Origin of the sequence: Roseateles violae (assembly GCF_030410485.1) — a bacterium.
GTDB lineage: Bacteria > Pseudomonadota > Gammaproteobacteria > Burkholderiales > Burkholderiaceae_C > Roseateles_D > Roseateles_D violae.
The window spans coordinates 470,415-496,802 of record NZ_JAUHHC010000003.1 but is presented as its reverse complement, the minus strand read 5'-3'; the positions used below and the strand labels follow the sequence as shown (position 1 = coordinate 496,802).

At 67.0% G+C, this 26,388-nt stretch carries 23 protein-coding genes; 20 read left to right on the top strand and 3 right to left on the bottom strand.

Annotation, left to right across the window (positions count from 1 at the left end; translation table 11 throughout):
• The first annotated feature begins 2 nt into the window (after positions 1 to 2).
• Together QWJ38_RS12665 and QWJ38_RS12660 are read left to right on the top strand one after the other, a co-directional pair.
• Positions 3 to 989, top strand: coding sequence for an ABC transporter ATP-binding protein (locus QWJ38_RS12665; protein WP_290359440.1), 987 nt, complete (start codon positions 3 to 5; stop codon positions 987 to 989).
• Positions 986 to 1,984 carry an ABC transporter ATP-binding protein gene (locus QWJ38_RS12660; protein ID WP_290359439.1) on the top strand — a complete coding sequence of 333 codons (999 nt, stop codon included), beginning with the start codon at positions 986 to 988 and terminating at the stop codon, positions 1,982 to 1,984. The genes QWJ38_RS12665 and QWJ38_RS12660 overlap by 4 nt, the downstream gene beginning before the upstream one ends.
• 13 nt (positions 1,985 to 1,997) lie before the next feature.
• On the opposite strand, the gene lptM is transcribed toward QWJ38_RS12660, so the two are convergent.
• On the bottom strand, positions 1,998 to 2,171 hold the full coding sequence (gene lptM / locus QWJ38_RS12655) for an LPS translocon maturation chaperone LptM (RefSeq protein ID WP_290359438.1): 174 nt from the start codon (positions 2,169 to 2,171) through the stop codon (positions 1,998 to 2,000).
• Between the two features lie 19 nt (positions 2,172 to 2,190).
• On the opposite strand from lptM, the gene cyaY reads away from it, so the two are divergent.
• Positions 2,191 to 2,547 (top strand): iron donor protein CyaY, encoded by a 357-nt coding sequence (gene cyaY, locus QWJ38_RS12650; RefSeq protein WP_290359437.1) that lies wholly within the window; start codon positions 2,191 to 2,193, stop codon positions 2,545 to 2,547.
• Here cyaY and QWJ38_RS12645 read toward each other — a convergent pair.
• Both QWJ38_RS12645 and QWJ38_RS12640 read right to left on the bottom strand, forming a co-directional pair.
• Positions 2,537 to 4,939 (bottom strand): penicillin-binding protein 1A, encoded by a 2,403-nt coding sequence (locus tag QWJ38_RS12645; RefSeq protein WP_290359436.1) that lies wholly within the window; start codon positions 4,937 to 4,939, stop codon positions 2,537 to 2,539. The genes cyaY and QWJ38_RS12645 overlap by 11 nt on opposite strands.
• 22 nt (positions 4,940 to 4,961) lie before the next feature.
• Complete coding sequence (locus QWJ38_RS12640; RefSeq protein WP_290359435.1) at positions 4,962 to 5,144, bottom strand: hypothetical protein; 183 nt, start codon at positions 5,142 to 5,144, stop codon at positions 4,962 to 4,964.
• Positions 5,145 to 5,217: 73 nt separating this feature from the next.
• On the opposite strand from QWJ38_RS12640, the gene QWJ38_RS12635 reads away from it, so the two are divergent.
• The 17 genes from QWJ38_RS12635 to QWJ38_RS12555 all read left to right on the top strand — a co-directional run bounded on the left by QWJ38_RS12635 (position 5,218) and on the right by QWJ38_RS12555 (position 26,380).
• Positions 5,218 to 6,297 carry a pilus assembly protein PilM gene (locus QWJ38_RS12635; RefSeq protein WP_434063982.1) on the top strand — a complete coding sequence of 360 codons (1,080 nt, stop codon included), beginning with the start codon at positions 5,218 to 5,220 and terminating at the stop codon, positions 6,295 to 6,297.
• The gene (locus QWJ38_RS12630) at positions 6,294 to 6,908 is read left to right on the top strand and encodes a PilN domain-containing protein (RefSeq protein WP_290359433.1); all 615 of its coding nucleotides are present in this window, start codon (positions 6,294 to 6,296) and stop codon (positions 6,906 to 6,908) included. The genes QWJ38_RS12635 and QWJ38_RS12630 overlap by 4 nt, the downstream gene beginning before the upstream one ends.
• 9 nt (positions 6,909 to 6,917) lie before the next feature.
• The gene (locus tag QWJ38_RS12625; protein WP_290359432.1) at positions 6,918 to 7,604 is read left to right on the top strand and encodes a type IV pilus inner membrane component PilO; all 687 of its coding nucleotides are present in this window, start codon (positions 6,918 to 6,920) and stop codon (positions 7,602 to 7,604) included.
• Positions 7,604 to 8,158, top strand: a complete 555-nt coding sequence (locus tag QWJ38_RS12620; RefSeq protein WP_290359431.1) for a pilus assembly protein PilP — start codon at positions 7,604 to 7,606, stop codon at positions 8,156 to 8,158. The genes QWJ38_RS12625 and QWJ38_RS12620 overlap by 1 nt, the downstream gene beginning before the upstream one ends.
• Positions 8,155 to 10,326, top strand: coding sequence for a type IV pilus secretin PilQ (locus tag QWJ38_RS12615; RefSeq protein WP_290359430.1), 2,172 nt, complete (start codon positions 8,155 to 8,157; stop codon positions 10,324 to 10,326). The genes QWJ38_RS12620 and QWJ38_RS12615 overlap by 4 nt, the downstream gene beginning before the upstream one ends.
• 73 nt (positions 10,327 to 10,399) lie before the next feature.
• On the top strand, positions 10,400 to 12,754 hold the full coding sequence (locus QWJ38_RS12610; RefSeq protein WP_290359429.1) for an autotransporter outer membrane beta-barrel domain-containing protein: 2,355 nt from the start codon (positions 10,400 to 10,402) through the stop codon (positions 12,752 to 12,754).
• An 8-nt stretch (positions 12,755 to 12,762) separates the two neighbouring features.
• Entirely contained in the window at positions 12,763 to 13,359 is a 597-nt protein-coding gene (locus tag QWJ38_RS12605; protein WP_290359428.1) for a shikimate kinase, read from the top strand.
• The gene (gene aroB / locus QWJ38_RS12600) at positions 13,356 to 14,477 is read left to right on the top strand and encodes a 3-dehydroquinate synthase (protein WP_290359427.1); all 1,122 of its coding nucleotides are present in this window, start codon (positions 13,356 to 13,358) and stop codon (positions 14,475 to 14,477) included. Before QWJ38_RS12605 ends, aroB begins: the two co-directional genes overlap by 4 nt.
• Before the next feature lie 16 nt (positions 14,478 to 14,493).
• Positions 14,494 to 15,633, top strand: a complete 1,140-nt coding sequence (locus QWJ38_RS12595; RefSeq protein WP_290359426.1) for a deoxyguanosinetriphosphate triphosphohydrolase — start codon at positions 14,494 to 14,496, stop codon at positions 15,631 to 15,633.
• Positions 15,634 to 15,685: 52 nt separating this feature from the next.
• Entirely contained in the window at positions 15,686 to 16,375 is a 690-nt protein-coding gene (locus QWJ38_RS12590) for a transposase (protein ID WP_290359425.1), read from the top strand.
• A gap of 138 nt (positions 16,376 to 16,513) precedes the next feature.
• Positions 16,514 to 21,271, top strand: a complete 4,758-nt coding sequence (locus QWJ38_RS12585; protein ID WP_434063978.1) for a glutamate synthase-related protein — start codon at positions 16,514 to 16,516, stop codon at positions 21,269 to 21,271.
• A gap of 15 nt (positions 21,272 to 21,286) precedes the next feature.
• Positions 21,287 to 22,753, top strand: coding sequence for a glutamate synthase subunit beta (locus QWJ38_RS12580; protein ID WP_290359424.1), 1,467 nt, complete (start codon positions 21,287 to 21,289; stop codon positions 22,751 to 22,753).
• A 286-nt stretch (positions 22,754 to 23,039) separates the two neighbouring features.
• The gene (locus QWJ38_RS12575; RefSeq protein ID WP_290359423.1) at positions 23,040 to 23,480 is read left to right on the top strand and encodes a type IV pilin protein; all 441 of its coding nucleotides are present in this window, start codon (positions 23,040 to 23,042) and stop codon (positions 23,478 to 23,480) included.
• Positions 23,474 to 24,115, top strand: coding sequence for a pilus assembly FimT family protein (locus tag QWJ38_RS12570; RefSeq protein ID WP_290359422.1), 642 nt, complete (start codon positions 23,474 to 23,476; stop codon positions 24,113 to 24,115). The genes QWJ38_RS12575 and QWJ38_RS12570 overlap by 7 nt, the downstream gene beginning before the upstream one ends.
• Positions 24,116 to 24,126: 11 nt before the next feature.
• The gene (locus QWJ38_RS12565; RefSeq protein ID WP_290359421.1) at positions 24,127 to 24,570 is read left to right on the top strand and encodes a type IV pilus modification PilV family protein; all 444 of its coding nucleotides are present in this window, start codon (positions 24,127 to 24,129) and stop codon (positions 24,568 to 24,570) included.
• On the top strand, positions 24,567 to 25,709 hold the full coding sequence (locus QWJ38_RS12560; RefSeq protein WP_290359420.1) for a PilW family protein: 1,143 nt from the start codon (positions 24,567 to 24,569) through the stop codon (positions 25,707 to 25,709). The genes QWJ38_RS12565 and QWJ38_RS12560 overlap by 4 nt, the downstream gene beginning before the upstream one ends.
• A 2-nt stretch (positions 25,710 to 25,711) precedes the next feature.
• Entirely contained in the window at positions 25,712 to 26,380 is a 669-nt protein-coding gene (locus QWJ38_RS12555) for a pilus assembly PilX family protein (protein WP_290359419.1), read from the top strand.
• The last annotated feature ends 8 nt before the right edge of the window (positions 26,381 to 26,388 follow it).

Genomic DNA, 26,388 nt, shown 5'->3' with positions numbered 1-26,388 from the left:
CCATGACGACACCTCTTCTTGAAGTCCGCCATCTGCGCGTCGAATTCCCGACCCGGCGCGGCACGCTGCTGGCGCTGGACGACATCTCCTTCGACATCGCGCCGGGCGAGATCCTGGGCGTCGTCGGCGAATCCGGTGCCGGCAAGTCGCTGACCGGCGCGTCCATCATCGGCCTGCTCGACCCGCCCGGCCGCATCGCCGGCGGCGAGATCCTGCTGGAAGGCCGTCGCATCGACAATCTGCCCTACGAGCAGATGCGCAGGATCCGCGGCCGCCAGATCGGCGCGATCTTCCAGGATCCGCTGACCTCGCTGAACCCGCTGTACACGGTCGGCCGCCAGCTGGTCGAGACGATCACGACGCATCTGGGCCTCTCCGAATCGCAGGCGCGCAAGCGCGCCATCGAGCTCCTGCAGGAGACCGGCATCCCGGCCGCCGCCCAGCGCATCGACCAGTACCCGCACCAGTTCTCCGGCGGCATGCGTCAGCGTGTCGTCATCGCGCTGGCCCTGGCCGCGAGCCCGAAGCTGATCGTCGCCGACGAGCCGACGACCGCGCTCGACGTGTCCATCCAGGCGCAGATCATTTCGCTGCTGAAGCGGGTCTGCAAGGAGCAGGGCGCTGCCGTCATGCTGGTCACCCACGATATGGGCGTGATCGCCGAGACCTGTGACCGCGTGGCCGTGATGTACGCCGGCCGCATCGCCGAGATTGGCCCGGTGGCGGAGGTCATCCACCGCCCGGCGCATCCCTACACGGCCGGCCTGATGGGCTCGATCCCGGCCATGGACGAGGACCGCGAGCGGCTCTTGCAGATCGATGGCGCGATGCCGCGGCTCAATGCCATCCCGCCGGGCTGTGCCTACAACCCGCGCTGCCCCAAGGTGTTCGCGCGCTGCCGCGTCGAGCGGCCCGAGCTCGAGCGCGTCGAGCGCACGGCGGCGGCCTGCTGGCTGCATGCGGTGCAGAAAGTCGAGGAGCTGGAATGAGCGGCCATCCGCTGGTCGAGGTGCGGGACCTCGCCAAGATCTTCGATGTCTCGCCGCCCTGGCTGAACCGGGTCGTCGAGCGCAAGCCGCGCCAGTATGTGCACGCGGTCGACGGCGTCAGCTTCCAGATCGAGCCCGGCAAGACCCTGGCCCTGGTCGGCGAGTCCGGCTGCGGCAAGAGCACGGTCGCGCGGCTGCTGGTCGGGCTCTATGCGCCGACGCGGGGCCAGGTCTTGTTCGACGGCGCCGACAACGCCAAGACCCTGGCCTCCAGCGGCGCGCAGGCGCTGCGCCGGCGCATGCAGATGATCTTCCAGGATCCCTATGCCTCGCTGAACCCGCGGTGGAAGGTGCAGGACATCGTCGCCGAGCCGCTGCGCGAGCATGGCTTGATCTCGAGTCCGGCGGCGCTGCGCGAGCGCGTCGGCGGGCTGCTGAGTTCGGTCGGCCTGAACCCGGCCGATGCGAGCAAGTTCCCGCACCAGTTCTCCGGCGGCCAGCGCCAGCGCATCTCGATTGCGCGTGCCTTGGCGACCGAGCCCGAGTTCCTGGTCTGCGATGAGCCGACCTCGGCGCTGGACGTGTCGGTGCAGGCCCAGGTGCTCAACATCATGAAGGACCTGCAGCGCAAGCAGGGCCTGACCTATCTGTTCATCTCGCACAACCTGGCGGTCGTGCGCCATGTGTCGGACCAGGTCGGCGTGATGTACCTCGGCCGCCTGGTCGAACTGGCTGACAAGGCCGATCTGTTCGCAAGGCCGCGCCATCCATACACACGGATGCTGCTGGACGCCATTCCCGACATCCACATGACGGGCCGCGCTCGCACGCCGGTGCAGGGCGAGGTGCCGAACCCGCTCAATCCGCCCAGCGGCTGCAGCTTCCATCCGCGCTGCCCGCATGCCAACGAGCGCTGCAAGAGCGAGCGGCCGGCGCTGCTGGAGATCCGCGGCGTCAAGGTCGCCTGCCACGCGGCCGAGGAAGGCCGGCTCTAGACCGGCGACGCGATCAGCGGATCGGCGTCGAGGCGGGCGGCAAGGCCGGCGCGGCGACCGGGGCCGAAGCCGCCGAGGCAGGCTTGGGCAGGGTCAGCGGGCCTTTCTGACCGCAGGCTCCCAGAAGCCCCAGGGCCAGCACGGCGCAGGGCAGGCATACACTTCGGAGCAACGAGTTTGTCTTCATTGCTGGAAGTTTATCGCCCATGTCCGCCGCTCCCGCCGCCACGCCCCTGTCCGACGCTGACTACCATGCGCGCGCCCGCGCGGTGCTCGACCATATCGAGGCCCTGGTCGACCGCTGGCTGGATGAGGACCTGATCGACATCGACAGCCACCGCAGCGGCGGCCTGCTGGAGCTCAGCTTCCCGAACGGCACGAAGATCGTCATCAACACCCAGCCGCCGCTGCAGGAGCTGTGGCTGGCCGCGCGTGGCGGCGGCTACCACTTCCGCTTCTGCGAGGGCGCCTGGCTGGACACCAAGGACGCGACCGAGTTCCACGCGGTGCTGTCGCGCGAGGGCTCGGCCCAGGCCGGCAAGGCGCTGGACTTCAGCGCTTGAACAGATCGAGGATGCTCTTCTTCTCGTCCTCGGTGGCCGTCTTCGGCGCCTTGGACTCCTCGGCGCTCAGCTCGCGCACGCCCGACACGCCGCTGTACTCGTCGTAGTACCACTCGCCGTTGACATTGACGATGCCCTCGGGCGCGGACGGTTCGCTGACCGGCACGCCGCGCAGCGCGAAGCCCATGTACTCGATCCAGACCGGCAGCGACAGGCCGCCGCCTGTTTCGCGGTCGCCGAGCTTCCTCGGCTGGTCATAGCCGATCCAGACCACGGCGACGACCTCCTGCTGGTAGCCGGCGAACCAGGCGTCCATCGAGTCATTGGTGGTGCCGGTCTTGCCGTAGATGTCGGGCCGCTTCAGCAAGGCCTGGGCCTTGGCCGCCGTGCCGCTGCGCGTCACTTCCTGCAGCAGGCTGGTCATCAGGAAGGCATTGCGCGCCTCGATCACGCGCTTGTCCTCGCCGACCAGCGGCGTCGGCGCCTCGTAGAGCACGCGGCCCTTGTTGTCGGTCAGCTTGGCGATCAGCTGCGGCGCGACGCGGTAGCCGCCGTTGGCGAAGACCGCATAGCCCTGCACCATCTGCATCGGCGTCACCGAGCCGGCGCCCAGCGCCATCGTCAGATAGGCCGGGTGCTTGTCGGCGTCGAAGCCGAAACGGGTCAGCCAGTCCTGCGCGTAATGGACGCCGATCGATTGCAGCACGCGGATCGACACCATGTTCTTGGACTTGGCCAGCGCCTTGCGCAGCGGCAGCGGGCCGTCGAAGGTGCCGTCGTAGTTCTTCGGCTCCCAGGGCTGGCTGCCGGTGGTGCCGGCGTCGAAGAACAGCGGCGCGTCGTTGACGACGGTCGTGGGCGTGAAGCCCTTCTCCAGCGCCGCCGAGTAGATGAAGGGCTTGAAGCTGGAGCCCGGCTGGCGCCAGGCCTGGGTCACATGGTTGAACTTGTTCTTCGCGTAGTCGAAGCCGCCGACCAGGGCGCGCAGGCGGCCGTTGCGCGGGTCCATCGACACGAAGGCGCCCTCGACCTCGGGCAACTGGGTGATCGTCCACTCATCCTTGCCGGCCTTGTTGACCGACTTGATCACGCGGATGATGGCGCCGCGGCGGATGCGCGTCTTCGGGTTGCCGCGCTCGGTCAGACCCGAGGTCGCGGGCTTCAGGCCCTCGCCGACGATGGTCACCGTTTCGCCGCTCTGCAAGGCGGCGACCACCTTCTTGGCATCGGCCTCCAGCACGACGGCGGCCAGCAACTCGTCATTGGCCGGATGGTCGGCCAGCGCCTCGGCGATGCGGGTGTCCAGGTCGGAGGGATTGGCCGGCAGATCGGCATAGGCCTCGGGCCCGCGGTAGACCTGGCGGCGCTCGTAGTCCATGATGCCGCGGCGCAGCGCCCGGTAGGCAGCGTTCTGCTCGTCGGCGCGCAGGGTCACATAGACATTCAGGCCGCGGGTGTAGGCCTCGTCGCCGTACTGGTTGAAGATCAGTTGGCGCGCCGCCTCGGCCACGTATTCGCCGTGGGCCGGCGCCTCGACGACCGGGCGCAGGCGCAGCGGCTGCGCCTTGGCGGCGTCGCGCTGCTCCTCGGTAATGAAGCCGTTGTCCAGCATGCGCTCGATGATGTACTGCTGGCGGATCTTGGCGCGGCGCGGGTTGTTGATCGGGTTGTAGGCCGAGGGCGCCTTGGGTAGGCCGGCCAGCATCGCCGCCTCGGCGATGGTGACGTCCTTCAGCGACTTGCCGAAATAGACCTCGCTGGCTGCCGCGAAGCCATAGGCACGGTGGCCGAGGAAGATCTGGTTCATATAGATCTCGAGAATCTGCTCCTTGGACAGCGCGTTCTCGATCTTCAGCGCCAAGAGGATCTCGTAGATCTTGCGGGTGAAGGTCTTCTCGGTCGACAGGTAGAAGTTGCGCGCCACCTGCATGGTGATCGTCGAGGCGCCCTGGCTGCGCGATTCGCCGACATTGGCCAGGCCGGCGCGGATCACGCCCAGGTAGTCGACGCCGCCATGCTGATAGAAGCGGGCGTCCTCGATCGCCAGCACCGCGTCCTGCATCACTTTGGGGATGTCCTGGATCGCCAGATAGCTGCGCCGTTCCTCGCCGAATTCGCCCAGCAACTGGCCGTCGCTGGACAGCACGCGCAGCGGCAGCTTGGGCCGGTAATCGGTCAGCCCGCTGATATCGGGCAGGTTCGGGTAGGCCATGGCCAGCGCCAGTGCCACCAGCAGCACGATGCTCAGCGCGCCGGCCAGCGCAATGCCCAGCAGCCAAGCCAGCGCGCGGCCGGCGAAGGCGAGGGCGGGATTGTGGGGGGCTTCGGTTTTACCCTCGTCGGATGGCTTAGCGTTTTTCCGGGGGGGGGTCTTCGTCTTGGCGTCGCTCATGGGCCTCCGTTGCGGTGAGCGATTATAGAAAGCCCGCCGGGTCAAGCCCGGTTTCCGCGAATCGAGCTTGAAACTCGCCAACAAATGCCGCTTCGCTGCTTTTTTTCAAGCCCGGCAATGCTTTTGTCTCGTGTTTGTTACGCAACGCCGTGTTACTTGCTGTGACCCCAAAAGCGTTGGGGCTCAACGGCTTTGCTGCTAGCATTCAAGTAACTTATTAAATGGCCTGCGCCCAAAAACACAAACGCGTTGGGGCTGAAGCCTGAGGGATGAGCGTCATGGGAATACTTGACGTACTGCGCCGGCGCAAGCATCCGCCCATGATTGGCCTGGATATCAGTTCATCCAGTGTCAAGTTGGTGGAGCTGAGCCAGAGCGCCAGCGGTGAAATTGTGCTGGAGCGCTTTGCCTCCGAATCCTTTGAAAAGGGATGGATAACCGACGGCCAAATCGAGAAATTCGATGAGGTCGCCGATGCCGTTCGCCGCGTGGTTGCCCGCAGCGGCAGCCGCACGCGGGATGCGGTATTGGCAATGCCGCAATCGGCCGTCATCACCAAGAAAATCATGCTGCCGGCCGGCCTGCGCGACGAGGAAATGGAGTTGCAGGTCGAGGCCGAGGCGAATCAGTACATTCCCTTCTCGCTCGACGAGGTCAGTCTCGATTTCTGCGTGATCGGTCCCAGCCCGACCTCGGTCGGCGATGTCGAAGTGCTGATCGCGGCCTCACGCAAGGACCGGGTCGAGGACCGCCAGGGCCTGGCCGAGGCCGCCGGCCTGCGGCCGGTGATCCTGGACATCGAATCGCATGCCTCGCGGATGGCGATGGGCCGGCTGATCGCCGATCTGCCCAATGGCGGCAAGGACGCGCTGGTGGCGCTGTTCGAGATCGGCGCCGACACCACCAGCCTCAAGGTGTTGCGTGACGACGAGATGCTGTACGACCGCGACCAGGCCTTTGGTGGCTCGCAGCTGACCCAACTGATTTCGCGCCAATATGGTTTCTCTTTCGAAGAGGCCGAGCAGAAGAAACTCTCCAGCGATTTGCCGGACGATTATGAGCAGGCGGTGCTGAATCCTTTTGTCGACAGCCTGTCGCAGGAAATCGGCCGTGCGCTGCAGTATTTCTTCACCAGCACGCCGCACCACAAGGTGCATTACGTGATGCTGGCCGGCGGCACCGCCACCTTGCCCGGGCTGAAGGAGCGCGTCACCGAGCTGACCGGCTTCGCCTGCATGGTCGTCAATCCCTTCGAGGGCATGGCGCTGGGCTCGGCCGTGCGTGAGCCGAAGCTGCGGCGCGAGGCGCCCGCATACCTGACGGCCTGCGGCCTGGCGATGCGGAGGTTTTTCCAGTGATCCTGATCAACCTGCTGCCCTACCGTGAGGAAAAGCGCAGACGCCGCAAGGCCGCCTTCATCGCCGGGATGGGCATCGCCGCGGCGATCGGCGCCGCCCTGGTCGTCGCCATCTACGCCTTGTTGCAATATCTGACGGCCGAGCAACAGCGCCGCAACCAGTACCTGGGCACCGAGATTGCTGCGCTGGAGATCCAGATCAAGGACATCGCCAATCTGCGCGCCGAGATCGAATCGCTGAAGTCGCGCCAGCGCGCGGTCGAAGATCTGCAGACCGATCGCAACACGCCGGTGCACCTGCTGAAGGAACTGGTGCGCCATGTGCCCGAGGGCATCTACCTGACCAGCATCCGCCAGGCCGACAAGGTCGTCACGGTCAACGGCATCGCCCAGACCAATGAACGGGTGTCCGAATTCCTGCGCAACACCTCGCGCAACTCGGAATGGCTGGAGAAGCCCGAGCTGGTCGAGATCAAGGCGGCCAATCTGAGCACCAACAGCCGCGACCAGAAGCGCCTGTTCGATTTCTCGCTGCGGGTGTCGATCAAGGCGCCGGCCGTCGAGGCGCCCGCCGGCGCGGCGTCCGGCCCGGCCCCGGCCAAGAAGTCCTGAAAGAGACCCATGGCAACGAAGGCCCCCAAATTCGATCTGAACGTCTGGTTCGAGGGTGTCGCGGAGCAGTTCCGCGGTCTCAATCCCAAGGAGCCGGGCCAATGGCCGCTGCTGCCCAAGCTGGCGGCGTTCGCGCTGGCGACGGTGCTGGTCGTCGTGCTCGGCTGGATCTTCATGCTGTCCGATGTGCAGTCGGCGCTGGAGGCCGAGCAGGCGCGTGAACCGACCCTGAAGGAAGACTTCAAGAACAAGCTGGCGCAGGCGGTCAATCTGCCCGAGCTGCGCAAGCAGAAGAGCCAGGTCGAGGAATACGTGACGCAGCTGGAAAAGCAGCTGCCTGGCAAGGCCGAGATGGATGCGCTGCTGTCCGACATCAACCAGGCGGGCCTGGGCCGCGGCCTGCAGTTCGAGCTGTTCCGCCCGGGCCAGGTGATCGTCAAGGACTACTACGCCGAGCTGCCGATCGCCTTGCGCGTCTCCGGCCGCTATCACGACATCGGTGCCTTCGCCGCCGATGTGTCGAATCTGTCGCGCATCGTCACCCTGCACAACCTCAGCGTGGTCGCGCCGACCGGCAAGGATCTGGGCGGGCCGCTGAATATGGAGGCGACGGCCCGCACCTATCGCTATCTGGATGCCGGCGAGCTGGCCGAACAGAAGAAGAGCGCGGCCAAGGCCGCGGGGGCCAAGAAGTGATGCGACAAGCCAGTCATCCTCAATCGCTGCGCGGCGCCGGCCTGGCCCTGCTGACCGGCCTGCTGCTGCTGGCCGGCTGCACCGCCGATCTGGACGAGCTCCGCCAATGGATGGAGCAGCAGCGCCGCGAGGCCAAGGCGACGATCAAGCCGCTGGTCGCGCCCAAGCGTTTCCTGCCCGAGCCCTATGAGGCAAGCGCGGCGGTCGAGCCTTTCAGCACACAAAAGCTCAGCGTCGCCATCAAGCAGGAGGCGGCGCAGCCGAATTCCCTGCTGACGGCCGAAATGAATCGCCGGCGCGAGCCGCTGGAGGCCTATCCACTCGACAGCATGTCGATGGTAGGCAGCATCAACCGCCAGAACCAGCGCTATGCGCTGCTGCGCGTCGACAACCTGCTGTACCAGGTCAAGAACGGCGACTATCTGGGCCAGAACTTTGGTCGAGTCATGAAGATCAGCGAAACCGATATCACATTGCGAGAAGTCGTCCAGGACGCTGCCGGCGAATGGATCGAGCGGACCAGTACCCTCCAGCTTCAGGAGAAGGGACGATGAAAAAAGCATTGCAGGAGACCTCCCGGATGGGTGCTTGGCGCAAGTCGTGGGTGCTGGCCTCGGCCTTCTCGATCGGCCTGCTGGCCACCACGCAGGTCTGGGCGCAGGCGACGATCCGCTCGATCAATAGCGTGCAGCAGGCCGGCGCCGAGGTGGTGCGCATCGAGCTGTCCGAGCCGCTGAAGGAACTGCCCAAGGGCTTCACCGTGCAGACGCCGCCGCGCATCGCCATCGATCTGCCCGGCGTCTCCAATGGCATCGGCCGTTCGCTCGTCGAGATCAACCAGGGCAATCTGCGCTCGGCCAATGTGGCCCAGGCCAGCGAGCGCACCCGCGTGGTGCTGAATCTGCGCCAGCCGGCCGCCTACCGCGCCGAGCTGCAGGACAACGCGCTGCTGCTGGTGCTGGAGCCGGTGGCCAGCCCGGCCCGCGCGGCCAATGAGCCGACCCATTTCGCGCCCAGCCTGAACACCACCTCGCTGGCACTGCGCGAGATCGATTTCCGCCGCGGCCAGGATGGCGCGGGCCGCGTGATCGTCAATCTGCCGAACAACCAGGTCGGCGTCGACATCCAGCAGCAGGGCCAGAATCTGGTGGTCGAATTCCTGCGCTCCAGCCTGCCCGAGAACCTGCGCCGCAAGCTCGACGTCAGCGATTTCGGCAGCCCGGTGCAGACGATCACGACCACCCAGGTCGGCGACCGCGTGCGGATGCTGGTCGAGCCCAAGGGCTCCTGGGAGCACAGCGCCTACCAGAGCGACAACCAGTTCGTGCTGGAGGTGCGGCCGCAGAAGGTCGACCCGAACAAGCTGACGCAGGGCCCTGGCTATGCCGGCGACAAGCTGAGCCTGAACTTCCAGAACATCGAGGTGCGCGCGCTGCTGCAGGTGATCGCCGACTTCACCAACTTCAATGTGGTGACCAGCGACACCGTCACCGGCAATGTGACCCTGCGGCTGAAGGACGTGCCCTGGGACCAGGCGCTGGACATCATCATGCAGGCCAAGGGCCTGGGCCTGAAGAAGTCCGGCAATGTGCTGCTGATTGCGCCCAAGGACGAGCTGGCGGCCAAGGAGAAGCTGGAGCTCGAGGCCAAGGCGCAGATTGCCTCGCTGGAGACCTTGCGCACCCAGGCCTTCCAGCTGAATTACACCAAGGCCGAGGAGGTCGCCAAGGGCCTGACCGGCCAGAACTCCAGCGGTGGCAGCGGCACCAACAACAGCCGCATCCTGTCGACTCGCGGCAGCGTCATCTACGAGACCCGCACCAACCAGCTCTTCGTCTCGGACATCCCGTCCAAGCTGGAAGAGATCCAGGCGATGATCGCCAAGATCGACATCCCGGTGCGCCAGGTGCTGATCGAGGCGCGCATCGTCGAGGCCGACGACCGCTTCGGCCGCTCGCTGGGTGTCAAGCTGGGCTCGCAGGATCTGCGCGGCGTGCAGGGCGGCATCCCCGGCTACAACGTCGGCGGCAACAGCTATCTGACGGCCGGCGGCAACTACAACCAGATCGGCTACCAGACCAACCAGGGCCCGGCGGCGAACTACAACAACACCCAGTTCGTCAATCTGCCGGCCAATGTCTCGTCCGACAGCTTCGGCGGCGCCAATGCGGCCTCCTTCGCGCTGTCGCTGTTCAGCGCCACGGCCAACCGCTTCCTGAACCTGGAACTGTCGGCACTGGAAGCCGACGGCAAGGGCAAGATCGTGTCCAGCCCGCGCGTGATCACCGCCGACCAGGTCAAGGCGCTGATCGAGCAGGGCGAGGAACTGCCCTACCAGGTGGCCACCTCCAGCGGCGCCACCTCGATCCAGTTCCGCAAGGCGAACCTCAAGCTCGAGGTGACGCCGCAGATCACGCCCGAGGGCAATGTGATCCTCAGCGTCGACGTCAACAAGGACAGCCGCGGCTCGCTGACCCCGCAGGGCTACGCGATCAACACCAAGCATGTGCAGACCCAGGTACTGGTCGAGAACGGCGGCACCGTCGTGATCGGCGGCATCTTCACGCAGGACGAGCGCGAGGACATCTCCAAGGTGCCCCTGCTCGGCGATCTGCCCTATCTGGGCCATCTGTTCAAGAACACCGCGCGCACCTCGGTCAAGACCGAGCTGCTGATCTTCCTGACCCCCAAGGTGGTCAGCGAGCGGGCGGCGGTGCGCTGAGCGACGGCGCTTGACGGTCAATAAAGGGAGTGGCCGCGTGCACGCGACGACGGCAATGCAGGAGTTTCAGGAAATGAGCAAGTTTGTGGGTTGGAGCCGTCGATTCGTGCAAGCGATCGCCGGCGTGGCGCTGGCGACGACGCTGGCCGCTTGCGGCGGTGGCGGCAGCGGCGATGCAGGCAAGCCGGTTGTTGGCGGCGGCAGCGGTGGCGGCAGCACGCCCAGCACGGTGGCCGATCTGTCGGTGACCATGGACAAGACCAGCATCACCAATGCCGGCACCGACGCGGTGACCCTGACGGTGACCTCGATCGATGCGAACCGCAGCGTCGTCGGCGAGGTGCCGGTCAAGTTCGCGATCGACAACGGCGGCGTCATCACGCCGGCCGGCACGGCGACCGACAAGACCGCCGGCACCTTGACGGCCAAGGCGCAGATCGGCTCCGACCGCACCAATCGCACGATCAATGTGACCGTCAGCAGCGGCTCGATTTCCAAGAAGGTCAGCTTCGACGTCGTCGACAGCGTGTCGGGCGGCAAGGTCGCCGATCTGGCGATGACGGTCGACAAGACCACGATCGCCAACGACGGCAGCCAGTCGGCCGTCGTCACCGTCACGACGGTCGACGCGAATCGCCTGGCCGTCGGCGGCTCGCCGGTCAGCTTCAAGCTGACCGATGTCGGCGACGCGGTGATCAGCACCGGCGGCGCGACCAATACCGACAACAGCACGGGCAAGATCGCCGCCACCGTCTCGCTGGCCGCCAATCACACCAACCGCACGATCTCGGTGACGGCGACCAGCGGCACCGTGCAGCGCACGATCAGCTTCGACGTCGTCGACGCGCTGATCACCAAGCCCAAGGCCAGCGATCTGACGATCGCGCTGGACAGCAGCAATATCGACAACTCCGGCAGCCGCACGGTGCAGGCGACGGTGACGGCGGTCGACGCCTCGCGCAATGCGATCAGCGGCATCCCGGTCACCTTCTCGGTCGACAGCAACGCGGTCATCGCGCCCAGCGGCAATGCCACCAATGCGCAGGGCCAGGTCACGGCGGCGGTGGGCATCGGCAGCGATCGCTCGAACCGCCTGATCACTGTCACCGCCAAGAGCGAGACCCTGGTGCGCACGGCCAGCTTCGTCGTCACCGGCGCCAAGCTGCAGGGCACCGCCTTGCCGACCTTGCCCTCTGCCGGCAGTGCGGGCAACAAGGTCGAGTACCTGCTGACCGACGTCAACAAGAACCCGATGATCGGCGTGCCGATCACGATCAGCGCCGCCGGCCTGCCCGCGGCCAGCGGCCAGACCGACTCGAACGGCGCCTATGTCTACAGCTACACGGCGCCGACCACGCCCGGCGCGATCGACGTCAGCGCCAGCGCCGGCGGTGCATCGTCCCTGGTCACCGTGACCGTGTCGGCCGGCGCCTCGACGGTGCCGCCGGCCTCGCCGACGGTGGTCTCGGCCTCGGTCTCGGCCTCGCCGAACGTCGTCAAGGTCAACAGCACCGACACGGCCAACCGGACCGAGTTGCGTGCGCTCTTCCTCGGCGCCAACAATGCGCCGATCAAGAACGTGCGCGTGCGTTTCGACCTCAACGGCGACGTCAACAATATCGGCGGCACGATCAGCGCCGGCACGTCCATCGTCTACTCGGACGCCGGCGGCGCGGCGACGACGAACTACACGCCGTCCACCCGCTCGAGCCCGACCAACGGCGTCTCGGTGCGCGCCTGCTGGGACTACAACGACTTCGCCGCGGGCAGCTGCCCGAACCAGGTGCTGACCAGCCTGACCGTCGTCTCCGATCCGCTGTCGATCACGATCGGCACCGACGAGACGCTGGCGGTCGGCGACAGCACGCTGACCTATGTGAAGCGTTATGTGCTGCTGGTCGTCGATGCGGCCGGCAATCCGAAGTCCGATGTGCAGATCACGCCCTCGCTGGACCTGACCGGCTACTACAAGGGCTTCTACCTCTGGGACGCCGCGGCCAGCAGCTGGAAGGTGTACTACACGCTCGATGGCTCGGCGACCCCCACGGCGGGCCTGGCGCCGGTCTGCCTGGCCGAGGACCTGAACCGCAATGGCTCGATCGACGCGGGCGAGGACAGGAACAGCAGCAATCAGCTGGAGCCGCGCAAGTCGGACGCCTCGATCACGATGGTCGGCTCGACCCGTACCGATGCCAATGGCACGGCCGTGCTGAAGATCGAGTACCCGAAGAGCGTGGCCGGCTGGGTCGGCTTCACGATCACGGCCGCCGCGGCCGGCGTCGTCAGCCCGCCGGCGAGCTATACCGGCATCCTGCCGGTGCTGGCCACCGCGCTGAAGACCGAGAGCCCGCCGCCGGCTTTCGTCGCCAGCCCCTACGGTAGCAACCGCAAGAGCAGCGACCTGGTGTACTGCACGAACAAGGACTGAGCGTCGTCGTGTTGCCCGTCATCGCCCTGGTCGGCATGCCCGGCGGTGGCAAGTCCACCGTCGGCCGCCAGCTGGGGCGACAGCTGGGCATCCGCGTCGTCGACTCGGATGCCGAGATCGAAGCCCGGCTCGGCGAGCCGATCAGGAGCTTCTTCGAGCGGGCCGGCGAGGATGCCTTCCGCCGGATCGAGTCAGAGGTGCTGGCAGAGATCCTGTCCGGTCCCGGTGAGTTGATCCTGGCCACCGGCGGCGGCATTGTCCTGCGCGAAGCCAATCGCGAGCTGCTGCAGCGGCGCTGCACGGTGCTCTATCTGCGCTCGACGCCGGAAGAGCTGTTCCGGCGCCTGCGCCACGACACGCAGCGCCCGCTCTTGCAGGTGCGCGATCCGCTGGCCAAGCTGCGCGAGCTGTTCGCGCAGCGCGATCCGCTGTACCGCCGCTGCGCCCACTATGTGCTGGAGACCGGCCGGCCCTCGGTCCACGGCCTGGTCAATATGGCGCTGATGCAATTGGAACTGGCCGGTGTCGTCGATCCGGCCAGGGTCGCGGCCACCGTCGGCGCCGAACCGGCGGCAGCGGCCGGCCCCGTACACTCGGGCCCATGAGCGTCGCAGTTCCTCTTTCCCTCTCTCTCCCCCCGTCCACCGAAACCGTCGCGATCGCGCTCGACGAGCGCGGCTACGACATCCTGATCGGCCCCGGCCTGCTCGATGCGCCGGCCAGCTGGCAGGGCCTGCCGAAGGCGGCCGCTGCGCTGATCGTCACGAACGAGACGGTGGCGCCGCTGTATCTGGATCGAGTGCGCGCACAGCTGGCTGCGCATTACGGCCGCGTCGACAAGGTGCTGCTGCCGGACGGCGAACAGCACAAGGACTGGAACTCGCTGAATGCGATCGTCGACCGGCTGCTGGCGACGGCCTCGGACCGCAAGACGGTGCTCGTCGCGCTCGGTGGCGGCGTCATCGGCGACATGACCGGCTTCGCCGCCGCGATCTATATGCGCGGCGTGCCTTTCGTCCAGGTGCCGACGACCTTGCTGGCCCAGGTCGATTCCTCGGTTGGCGGCAAGACCGCGATCAACCATCCGCTGGGCAAGAACATGCTTGGCGCCTTCTATCAGCCGGCGCGCGTGATCGCCGACCTAGACACCTTGGACACCCTGCCGCCGCGCGAGCTGGCGGCGGGGCTGGCCGAGATCATCAAGTACGGCCCGATCGCCGACGCCGACTTCCTGGCCTGGATCGAGGCGAACCTCGACGCGCTGCTGGCGCGCGACAAGGCGGCGCTGGCCCATGCGGTCAAGCGCAGCTGCGAGATCAAGGCCTGGGTCGTCGGGCAGGACGAGCGCGAGCAGGGCCTGCGCGCCATCCTGAACTTCGGCCACACCTTCGGACATGCGATCGAGACCGGCCTGGGCTATGGCGAATGGCTGCACGGCGAGGCGGTCGGCTGCGGCATGGTGATGGCCAGCGACCTGTCGGTGCGCCTGGGCCTGATGCCGGCCGACTTCCTGCCGCGCATGCGCCGGCTGATCGAGCGGGCCGGCCTGCCGGTCGTCGGCCCCCGGCTGGGCGTCGAGCGCTATCTGGAACTGATGCGGGTCGACAAGAAGAGCGAGGGCGGCGAGATCCGCTTTGTCCTCATCGAGGGGCTCGGCAAGGCCGGCATGCGCGGCGCGCCCGACGCGCTGGTCGCCCAGGTGCTGGACGCGCATACGGCCTGAGCCGATCAGTCACTCAATGACGCGCGCCGCCTACGCCAGCCACCCCGAGCGCAGCCGCGGCCGCCGTCATCCCGAGCCACCAGCACCGACACGCAGCGATTTCCAGCGCGACCGTGATCGCATCGTCCACAGCACGGCGTTCAGGCGCCTGGTCTACAAGACCCAGGTCTTCCTGAACCACGAGGGCGATCTGTTCCGCACGCGGCTGACCCATTCGCTGGAGGTCGCCCAGCTGGGCCGTTCGATCGCGCGCAGCCTGCAACTGGACGAGGACCTGGTCGAGGCGGTGGCGCTGGCCCATGACCTGGGACACACGCCCTTCGGCCATGCGGGCCAGGACGTGCTGGACGAGTGCATGAAGCCGCACGGCGGCTTCGAACACAATCTGCAGTCGCTGCGCGTGGTCGACCTGCTGGAGCAGCGCTACCCGGCCTTCGACGGCTTGAATCTCACCTTCGAGACGCGCGAGGGCATCCTCAAGCATTGCGCCAGGCGCAATGCGCTGCAGATCGAGGCGGCCGAGCCGGGCGGCATCGCCGCGCGTTTTCTGCATGGCGGCCAGCCCAGTCTCGAGGCTCAGCTCTGCAATCTGGCCGACGAGGTTGCCTACAACGCCCATGACATCGACGATGGCGTGCGCTCCGGCCTGCTGGAACTGGAGCAGCTGGAGGCCGCCGTGCCTTTGGTGCGCCGCCATCTGCGCGAGGCGCTGGCCGAATACCCGGGCCTCACGGGCAAGCGCCTGCTGGCCGAGACGATCCGGCGCATGCTGTCCGCCCAGGTCTACGACATCATCGACGCGACCCGGCTGGGCCTGGCCGAGTCGGCGCCGGCCGATGCGGATGCGGATGCGGTGCGCGCCGCGCCGGCCCTGCTGCGTTTCAGTGCCGAGATGCGCGCGGCCAGCACCGAGTTGAAGCGCTTCCTGTTTGCCAATCTCTACCGCCACCCGCAGGTGGCCGAGACGCGCCAGCGGGCAGAAGCGGTGCTGCGCGATCTTTTCGCCCTCTATATGGCCGATCCGACCCTGCTGCCGGCCGAGTACCTCGCGCTGGCGCCGGAGCCCCCGCGCGCCTGTGCCGACTACATCGCCGGCATGACCGACCGCTATGCGGTCAAGGAACACCAGCGTCTGACGGGCAAGACCTTGTTCTGATACACGCCGGCTTGGCCCGGCTGATAATTGGGGTCGGACTCAAGAGACCCTCATGGCCCGACTCGCCCGCCTGACCGTTGCAGGCCTGCCCCACCATCTGATCCAGCGCGGCCTGAACCGCCAGGCCATCGTTGCCGACGATGTCGACCGCGAGCGGCTGCTGGCCGAGCTGCGCGAATCGGCGGCCCTTCACCGGGTGGCCATCCACGCCTATGTGCTGATGGACAACCACCTGCACCTGCTGGCGACGCCGGAGACGGCGGAGGGCCTGAGCCGCATGATGCAGTCGCTGGGCCGGCGCTATGTGGCGGCCTTCAACAAGCGCCATGGCCGCAGCGGCACACTCTGGGATGGCCGCTTCAGAGCGGCGCCGCTGGAGGCGGCCACTCACTTGCTGGCCTGCATGCGCTATATCGAGCTGAATCCACAGCGTCTCGGCCAAGCCGGCCGGCCGGAGGATTACCGCTGGTCCAGTGCCGCCCATCACCTGGGCCGGCGCCGCGATCCGCTGCTTTTCGACCATGCCCTGTTCTGGGCCATCGGCAACACCCCATTCGAGCGCGAGGCCGCCTACCAGGCCTGGCTGGAGCAGGGCGTCGCCGAGGACGAGGCCCGGCGTCTCGGCGATGCGGCGCTGAAGGGCTGGCCACTCGGTTCGGCAAGCTTCTTGCAAATGCTGGCGGAGGACACCGAACGCCCGATCCAGCCGCGTCGGCGCGGCCGTCCGCCCCGCCTGGCTTGAGTATGTCCCCAATTAAATGCCGATTTGCTCAAAGAATTCGGTCAATAAGAGTCTGACCCTAATTATTCGTTCTTGAATCAATTGCTGCGGCGCAGTAATCTCTGCGCTCCCGTATTCCCTTCCGCCGTGGAGAGCGCCGTGAACAGCAATATCAGCCAGGCCGCCCAGATTCAAAACGAGATCGAAGACCTGAGCGCTCACGGTCTGTACCGTCCATCCAATGAAAAGGACGCCTGCGGCCTCGGCTTCGTCGCCCATATCAAGGGTCAGAAGGCGCATCACATCGTCCAGCAGGGCCTGAAGATTCTCGAGAACCTCGACCATCGCGGCGCCGTCGGTGCCGACAAGCTGATGGGCGACGGCGCCGGCATCCTGATCCAGATCCCGGACGACTACTACCGCGCCGAGATGGCCCTGCAAGGCATCGAGCTGCCGCCGCCCGGCGAGTACGGCGTCGGCATGATCTTCCTGCCCAAGGAGCGCGCCTCCCGCCTGGCCTGCGAGCAGGAACTGGCCCGCGCGATCAAGGCCGAGGGCCAGGTCTTGATCGGCTGGCGCGACGTGCCGGTCGACCGCGAGATGCCGATGTCGCCGACCGTGCGCGAGAAAGAACCGGTGATCCGCCAGATCTTCATCGGCCGCGGCCCGGACATCATCGTGCCCGACGCGCTGGAACGTAAGCTCTACGTGATCCGCAAGACGGCCTCCAGCGCGATCCAGGCGCTGAAGCTGACGCACAGCCGCGAGTACTACGTGCCCTCGATGAGCTGCCGCACGGTCATCTACAAGGGCCTGCTCTTGGCCGACCAGGTGGGCAAGTACTACAAGGACCTGGCCGATCCGCGCGTCGTCTCGGCGATCGCCCTGGTGCACCAGCGCTTCTCGACCAACACCTTCCCCGAGTGGCCGCTGGCCCACCCCTACCGCATGGTCGCCCACAACGGCGAGATCAACACGGTCAAGGGCAACTTCAACTGGATGCGCGCCCGTGAGGGCGTGATGAAGTCGCCGGTGCTCGGCGACGATCTGGCCAAGCTCTACCCGATCAGCTTCGAGCACCAGTCGGACACGGCGACCTTCGACAACGCGATGGAGCTGCTGACGATGAGCGGCTACCCCCTTGCCCAGGCCGCGATGATGATGATCCCAGAGGCCTGGGAACAGCATGAGCTGATGGACGAGCGCCGTCGCGCCTTCTATGAATATCACGCGGCGATGATGGAGCCCTGGGACGGCCCGGCCGCCATGGTCTTCACCGACGGCCGCCAGGTCTGCGCCGCGCTGGACCGCAATGGCCTGCGGCCGGCGCGTTACTGCGTCACCGACGACGATCTGGTCGTGCTGGCCTCCGAGTCCGGCGTGCTGCCCATCCCCGAGAACCGCATCGTCAAGAAGTGGCGTCTGCAGCCGGGCAAGATGTTCCTGATCGATCTGGAGCAGGGCCGCATCGTCGACGATGAGGAGCTGAAGACCCAGTTCGCCAATGCACGGCCCTACCGCCAGTGGATCGAGAACGTGCGCGTCAAGCTCGACGATATCGGCGGCGTCGAGGTCGAGCCGGCCCAGTTCGAGGCCTCGCTGCTCGATCGCCAGCAGGCCTTCGGCTTCACCCAGGAGGACATCAAGTTCCTGCTGGCGCCGATGGCGGCCAATGGCGAGGAAGGCATCGGCTCGATGGGCAATGACTCGCCGCTGGCCGTGCTCTCGGGCAAGGACAAGCCGCTGTTCAATTACTTCAAGCAGCTGTTCGCCCAGGTGACGAACCCGCCGATCGACCCGATCCGCGAGAACATCGTGATGTCGCTGAACAGCTTCATCGGGCCGAAGCCGAACCTGCTGGACATCAACGCCGTCAACCCGCCGATGCGGCTGGAGGTGCACCAGCCCATCCTCGACTTCCAGGACATGGCGCGGTTGCGCGCGATCGAGTCGCACACGAACGGCAAGTTCAAGCCCTATGAACTGGACATCACCTACCCGCGCGAATGGGGCCGCGAGGGCGTCGAGGCGCAGCTGGCCTCGCTGTGCGCCGAGACCGTCGATGCGATCAAGACCGGCCACAACATCCTGATCATCACCGACCGCCATCTGAGCGCCGATCGCATCGCGATCCCCGCGCTGCTGGCGCTGTCGGCCGTGCACCACCATCTGGTGCGCGAGGGCCGCCGCACGACGGCCGGCCTGGTGGTCGAAACCGGCTCGGCGCGCGAGGTCCATCACTTCGCCGTGCTGGCCGGCTATGGCGCCGAGGCCATTCACCCGTATCTGGCGCTGGAGACGATCGGCCAGATGCATGCCGATCTGCCCGGCAATCTGAGCGCCGAGAAGGCCGTCTACAACTACATCAAGGCGGTCGGCAAGGGCCTGTCGAAGATCATGTCCAAGATGGGCATCTCGACCTATATGTCCTACTGCGGCGCGCAGATCTTCGAGGCGATCGGCCTGAAGAGCGACTTTGTCGAGAAGTACTTCCGCGGCACGCCGACCCAGGTCGGCGGCATCGGCGTCTTCGAGGTGGCCGAGGAAGCGATCCGCCTGCACAAGGCCGCCTTCAGCGACGATCCGGTGCTGGAGACCATGCTGGACGCCGGCGGCGAATACGCCTGGCGCACCCGCGGCGAGGAACATATGTGGACGCCGGATGCGATCGCCAAGCTGCAGCACAGCGCGCGCTCGGGCAAGTTCGAGACCTACAAGGAATACGCGCAGATCATCAACGACCAGAGCAAGCGCCACATGACCTTGCGCGGTCTGTTCGAGTTCAAGTTCGATCCGGCCAAGGCGATCCCGCTCGAGGAGGTCGAGCCCGCCGCCGAGATCGTCAAGCGCTTCGCGACCGGCGCGATGTCGCTGGGCTCGATCAGTACGGAAGCGCATGCGACCCTGGCCGTCGCGATGAACCGCATCGGCGGCAAGAGCAACACCGGCGAGGGCGGCGAGGATCCGGCCCGCTACCGCAATGAGCTGAAGGGCATCAAGATCACGGCCGGCACCAAGGTCGGCGACGTGCTGGGCCACAAGATCATGGCGGCCGATTACGCGCTGAACGAGGGCGACTCGCTGCGCTCGAAGATCAAGCAGGTGGCCTCCGGCCGCTTCGGCGTGACGACCGAATATCTGGTGTCCGCCGACCAGATCCAGATCAAGATGGCCCAGGGCGCCAAGCCCGGCGAGGGCGGCCAGCTGCCCGGCGGCAAGGTCAGCGAGTACATCGGCTTCCTGCGCTACTCGGTGCCGGGCGTCGGCCTGATCTCGCCGCCGCCGCACCACGACATCTATTCGATCGAGGATCTGGCCCAGCTGATCCACGACCTGAAGAACGTCAACCCGCGCGCCGACATCTCGGTCAAGCTGGTCTCCGAGGTCGGCGTCGGCACGGTCGCCACCGGCGTGGCCAAGGCCAAGGCCGACCACATCGTGATCGCCGGCCACGACGGCGGCACCGGCGCCTCGCCCTGGAGCTCGATCAAGCACTGCGGCACGCCCTGGGAACTGGGCCTGGCCGAGGCGCAGCAGACCCTGGTCTTGAACCGCCTGCGCGGCCGCGTGCGCGTGCAGACCGACGGCCAGCTGAAGACCGGCCGCGACGTCGTCGTCGGCGCCCTGCTGGGCGCGGACGAGTTCGGCTTCGCGACGGCGCCGCTGGTCGCCGAGGGCTGCATCATGATGCGCAAATGCCATCTGAACACCTGCCCGGTCGGCGTCGCGACGCAAGACCCGGCCCTGCGCGCCAAGTTCACCGGCAAGCCCGAGCATGTCGTCAACTACTTCTTCTTCGTCGCCGAGGAAGCGCGCCAGATCATGGCCCAGCTGGGCCTGCGCAAGTTCGACGAGCTGATCGGTCGCTCGGATCTGCTGGACATGAAGAAGGGCATCTCGCACTGGAAGGCCAAGGGCCTGGACTTCAGCCGCGTCTTCCACCGCCCGAAGGTGCCGGCCGACGTGCCGCGCATCCATGTCGACAAGCAGGACCATGCGCTCGACCGCGCGCTGGACGTGAAGCTGATCGAGAAGTGCCTGCCCGCCTTCGAGAAGGGCGAGAAGGTGCAGTTCATGCAAGAGGTGACGAATGTGCGCCGCACGGTCGGCGCGATGCTGTCCGGCGAACTGATCCGCCGCAGGCCCGAGGGCCTGCCGGATCACACCATCATGATCCAGATGGAGGGCACCGGCGGCCAGAGCTATGGCGCCTTCCTGGCCCAGGGCATCACCTTCTACCTGATCGGTGACGCCAATGACTACACCGGCAAGGGTCTGTCCGGCGGCCGCGTCGTCGTGCGCCCCTCGATCGAGTTCCGCGGCGACGCGACCAAGAACATCATCGTCGGCAACACGGTGCTGTATGGCGCGACCCGCGGCGAGGCCTTCTTCCGCGGCGTGGCCGGCGAGCGCTTCGCCGTGCGCCTGTCGGGCGCCTCGGCCGTCGTCGAGGGCACCGGCGACCATGGCTGCGAATACATGACCGGCGGCACCGTCGCCGTGCTGGGCAAGACCGGCCGCAACTTCGCCGCCGGCATGAGCGGTGGCATCGCCTACGTCTACGACGAGGACGGCCACTTCGCCTCGCGCTGCAACACCTCGATGGTGGCGCTGGAGAAGCTGCTGCCCGCCGCCGAGCAGGAGGCGACGGTCGACCGCGCGATCTGGCACCACCTGGGCGACGCCCCGCAGCAGACCGACGAGGCCATCCTGAAGAAGATGCTGGAGGATCATCACCGCTGGACCGGCAGCGCCCGCGCCCGCGACATCCTCGACCACTGGGCCGACTCGCGCGCCAAGTTCGTCAAGGTCTTCCCGCACGAGTACAAGCGCGCACTGGGCGAGCTCAATGCCGCCAAGGAAACCGCCGAAACGATTGCCCACGCCAAGGCCCCGGCCGCGGCCGCCAAGGTCTAAGGAAAGAGAACAACCATGGGAAAAGTCACCGGCTTCATGGAGTACGAGCGGCTGGAAGAGGGCTACGAGCCCGTCGCCGCGCGCGTCAAGAACTACAAGGAATTCGTCATCGGCCTGAATGCCGAGCAGGCCAAGATCCAGGGCGCGCGCTGCATGGACTGCGGCACGCCCTTCTGCAACAGCGGCTGCCCGGTCAACAACATCATTCCGGACTTCAACGACCTCGTTTACCGCAATGACTGGGCCAATGCAATCACGGTCCTGCACTCGACCAACAACTTCCCCGAGTTCACCGGCCGCATCTGCCCGGCGCCCTGCGAGGCGGCCTGCACCTTGAACGTCAATGACGACGCCGTCGGCATCAAGTCGATCGAGCACGCGATCATCGACCGCGCCTGGGCCGAGGGCTGGGTGCGGCCGCAGCTGCCCAAGGTCAAGACCGGCAAGACGGTCGCCGTCGTCGGCTCCGGCCCGGCCGGCCTGGCCGCCGCCCAGCAGCTGGCGCGCGCCGGCCACAGCGTCACCGTGTTCGAGAAGAACGACCGCATCGGCGGCCTGCTGCGCTACGGCATTCCCGACTTCAAGATGGAGAAGTCGCATATCGATCGCCGCGTCGAGCAGATGCAGGCCGAGGGCGTGGTGTTCCGCACCGGCGTGCTGGTCGGCGCGCTGCCGGAAGGCTCCAAGGTCACCAACTGGGCCAAGGAAACGGTCTCGGCCGAGGAGCTGAAGAGCCAGTTCGATGCGGTGCTGCTGACCGGCGGCGCCGAGGCCTCGCGCGATCTGCCGGTGCCGGGACGTGACTTGCAGGGCATCCATTTCGCGATGGAGTTCCTGCCGCAGCAGAACAAGGTCAATGCCGGCGACAAGCTGAAGGGCCAACTGCGCGCTGACGGCAAGCATGTGATCGTCATCGGCGGCGGCGACACCGGCAGCGACTGCGTGGGAACGAGCAACCGCCATGGCGCCAAGAGCGTCACCCAGTTCGAGCTGCTGCCGCAGCCGCCCGAGGAAGAGGACCGCCCGCTGACCTGGCCCTACTGGCCGATCAAGCTGCGCACCTCGTCCAGCCACGAGGAGGGTTGCGAGCGCGAGTTCGCCATCGCCACCAAGGAGTTTGTCGGCGAGAAGGGCAAGCTGACCGGCGTCAAGACCGTCAAGCTCGAATGGCAGGGCGGCAAGATGACCGAAATTCCCGGCAGCGAGCAGCTGCTGAAGGCCGATATGGTCTTCCTGGCCATGGGCTTCGTCGCCCCGGTGGCGACGGTGCTCGATGCCTTCGGCGTCGCCAAGGACGCGCGCGGCAATGCCAAGGCGACGACCGACTTCACGGGCGGCTATGCGACCAACGTCCCCAAGGTCTTTGCCGCCGGCGATATGCGCCGCGGCCAGAGCCTGGTGGTATGGGCCATCCGCGAGGGCCGCCAGGCGGCGCGGGCGGTCGACGAGTTCCTGATGGGGGCGAGCGAGCTGCCGCGCTGAGACGCCTAAGCACGACCCGGCCCCCGGGATCCGAGAAGCCGCCGCAAGGCGGCTTTTTTCATGCGATTGCGGCGCCGGCCCGAAGGCAGGATCATGCCGGCTTGCGGGTCGGCTGTAGCACTTGCTTACTTGTGTTGGCCATTCATCGCCGGACCGCTCGCGTCCATCGACCGCCCCGTCCAATCTGCGCAATAGTGCACAGCCGGGCAGGGGGGCGAGGCAGAGAATGCACGGCAACAAGCGCCACGCGGTCGACACGTGGGCGCATCACGACAAGGCTCTCGTCATGCAACAAGTCCAGCGTTTCACTTCCGCGGCCCAGCGTGGCTTCACCCTGGTGGAGCTGATGATCGTCGTCGCCATCGTCGGCATCCTGGCCGCGGTGGCGCTGCCGGCCTACACCGACTACGTGCGCCGCGGCCAGTTGCCCGAGGCGCATTCGACGCTGGCCAACTATCGCATTAAGCTCGAGCAGTACTACCAGGACAACCGCAACTACGGCAGCGGCTCCAGCTGCGCCGGCGGCGCGCTGGCGACCAGCGGCAAGTACTTCAGCTACGGCTGCACGACCGACGGCCAGACCTACACGCTGACCGCCACCGGCGCCAGCGGCCGCGCGACCGGCCATGTCTACACGCTGAACCAGAACAATGCCCAGGGCACGACCCAGTTCAAGGGCAATGCCGTCACCAAGGCCTGCTGGCTGATCAAGGGGGACGAATGCTGACAGCCGCCGCGCCGGCGCATCCGAGGCGTTGCAAGCGCGCGGCCTCGCGCGGCGCGTCGCTGATCGAGATCATCGTCGTGCTGGTGCTGCTGGGCCTGCTGCTGGCGGCGGCGATGCCGGAGGTCGGCAGCTGGATGGCGGGCCTGCGCGTGCGCGGCGCCGCCGAGTCGTTGCGCAATGGCGTCGAGATCGCGCGGATGGAGGCGCTGCGCCGCAACACCCGCGTCAGCTTCTGGATGGTGGCCGACGCGAATTCCAGGGTGCCCGGCAATGGCTGCGCCTTGTCCACCGGCTCGCCGGCCTGGGTCGTCAGCGTGAGCGACCCGAGCGGTGCCTGCGGCGCCGAACCGTCGTTGAGCGCGGGGCCGCAACTGGTCCAGCGTTCGCAGGCCAGCGAGAGCGCGGACGGCCTGAGCGTCGCGGCGCTCTCGGCCGGCGGCGCCGCCGTCAGCTCGGTCACCTTCAACGGCCTCGGCCAGGTGCAGAGCACCGCCGATGGCATCCAGACGATCGACGTTTCGTCCAGCAGCAGCGGCGGCCGCCGGCTGCGCGTCGTCGTCGAGAGCGGCGGCGCGATCCGCATGTGCGACCGCGACGTCGCCAGCAGCGATCCGCGCGCCTGCCCGGCGCTGTGAAGGAGCAGCGGATGAAGCAGCAAATCCCGACCCCCGTGCGCCAATGGCAGCGGCTTCCGCGCCTTGGCGGCCAGTCCGGCATCGCGCTGATCGAGGTGCTGATCGCGGTCCTGATCTTCGCCTTTGGCGTGCTGGGCCTCGTCGGCCTGCAAGCCTCGATGACGCAGGCGCAGACCGGCTCCAAGTTCCGCGCCGACGCGGCGGTGCTCGCCGCCGACCTGTTCGGCCTGGTGCAGACCGACAACTTCGCCAATCTCGGTAGCTACACGACCGCAGGCTGCCCCGGCTACGCGCGCTGCGCCGACTGGCTGCGCAAGGTCGCCGCCAATCTGCCCGGCGGCCAGGCGACGCTGACGACGACGGCGGCCAGCGGCACGGTGGCGCTGGTGATCTCCTGGCAACAAGGAGGGCAGGAGCGCAACTCCTACTCCTCGTCCATCCAATGGCAGCAATGAGCTCCGCACACCCGCTCCCGCGGCGCGCCGTCGCCGGCTTCACCTTGATCGAGCTGATGGTCGGCATGGCCGTCGGCCTGCTGGCGACGCTGGTGATCGCCCAGGTGCTGAGCACGGCGGAAGGCTTCAAGCGCAGCGCGACCTCCGGGTCCGATGCGCAGATCAACGGCGGCCTGTCGATCTACGCGATCCAGCGCCAGCTGAAGATGGCCGGCTACGGCCTGGTCACCGAGGGCGCGGCCCAGGGCTGCACGCTGAGCTCGGCCTATGGCACGGCGACGATGCCGCCGACTCTGGCGCCGGTGATCATCACGGCCGGCGCCAACGGCGCCTCCGACTCGCTGCGCATCCTGGCCAGCTCCAAGCCCGGTTTCTCGCTGCCGACGAAGCTGATTTCGTCGTTTTACGATCCGAACGATGTCGTGGGTGACAAGGCGAGCAACATTGCCGTGGTCTCGGCGCTGGGTGTCGATGTCGGCGATTTGATGGCCCTGGTCTACGCCAAGGACGGCGCCTGCCAGGTCTTCCAGGTCAGTTCGCTGCCGCCGGAAGGCCGAAAGATCGGGCGTGAAACGGCTGGCAATTGGAATACCAGCCGCTTTCCGGACGCTGCCGCCGGCGAAGGCGCCTTTCTCGTCAATCTAGGCACGTTCAGCGACATCAGCTTCACGCTGACGGCCGACCGTCGTCTGCGCCAAACAACATTCAATCATCTGCAGCAAACAGGCGGTAGCCAGGATCTGCAGTCCAACATCGTGGCGATGAAGGCGCTCTACGGCAAGGACACCAATAACGACGATGTCGTCGACACCTACGACACGGTGACGCCGACCAACAATGCCGGCTGGCTGCAGGTGCGCGCGGTGCGCGTCGCGGTGCTGGCGCGCAGCGCCCAGTACGAGAAGGAAGAGGTCACCGCCGCGATGCCGCAATGGGATGTCGGCAGCGTCGGCAGCATCGCCGGCGCCACCGCCTGCGGCGACAGCAAGTGCATCGCCTTGCGCGCCGATCTGGCCGCTGACGACTGGAAGCACTACCGCTACAAGGTCTTCGACACCCTGGTGCCGCTGCGCAACCAGGTCTGGCGTTCCGACTTCAGCCGCGCCGCGGCGCCGACGCCGCCGGCGGGGGGGAATTGACGATGGAGATCCGCCAAGGCCTGATCGTCCGGCCGCTGCGCCGGGCGCAGCGCGGCGTCTCACTGCTGTTCGCGCTGATGGCCCTGATCGTGCTGTCGCTGGGCGCCGTCGCGCTGCTGCGTTCGGTCGACACCGGTCTGCTGGTGCTGGGCAATCTGGGCTTCAAGCAGGACGCGCTGGCGGCCGGCTCGGTCGGCACCGAGACGGCGATCTCCTGGCTGCAGGCCAATGCCGGCACCGGCCTGGACAACAGCCAGGCCGCCAAGGGCTATTCGGCCGTTGCGATGACGGCAGTGGACCCGACCGGCCGCACGGTGGCCGCCGGCGCGACCAAGGCAACGCTGATCAACTGGACCGGCAGCTGCGTCGCCAACGACAACACCGTCTGCGCGACGCCCTCGGCCGAGATCGATGCCCAGGGCAGCAACAAGGTGCGCTACTTCATCACCCGGCTCTGCGAGAAAGAAGGGCCGGCCGATTCGACCAATGATTGCGTCGCGCCGGTGTCCAGCCAGAGCACCGGCTCGACGACGCAGCGCGGCAGCCTCGGCTATGGCCAAAGCATTGCGCGCTTTGGCAGCCAGACCCAGGGCACCTACTACCGCATCATCACCCGCACCGAGGGGGTGCGGGGCACCGTCAGCTACACCGAGACCCTGGTGCATTTCTGATCCGGCCC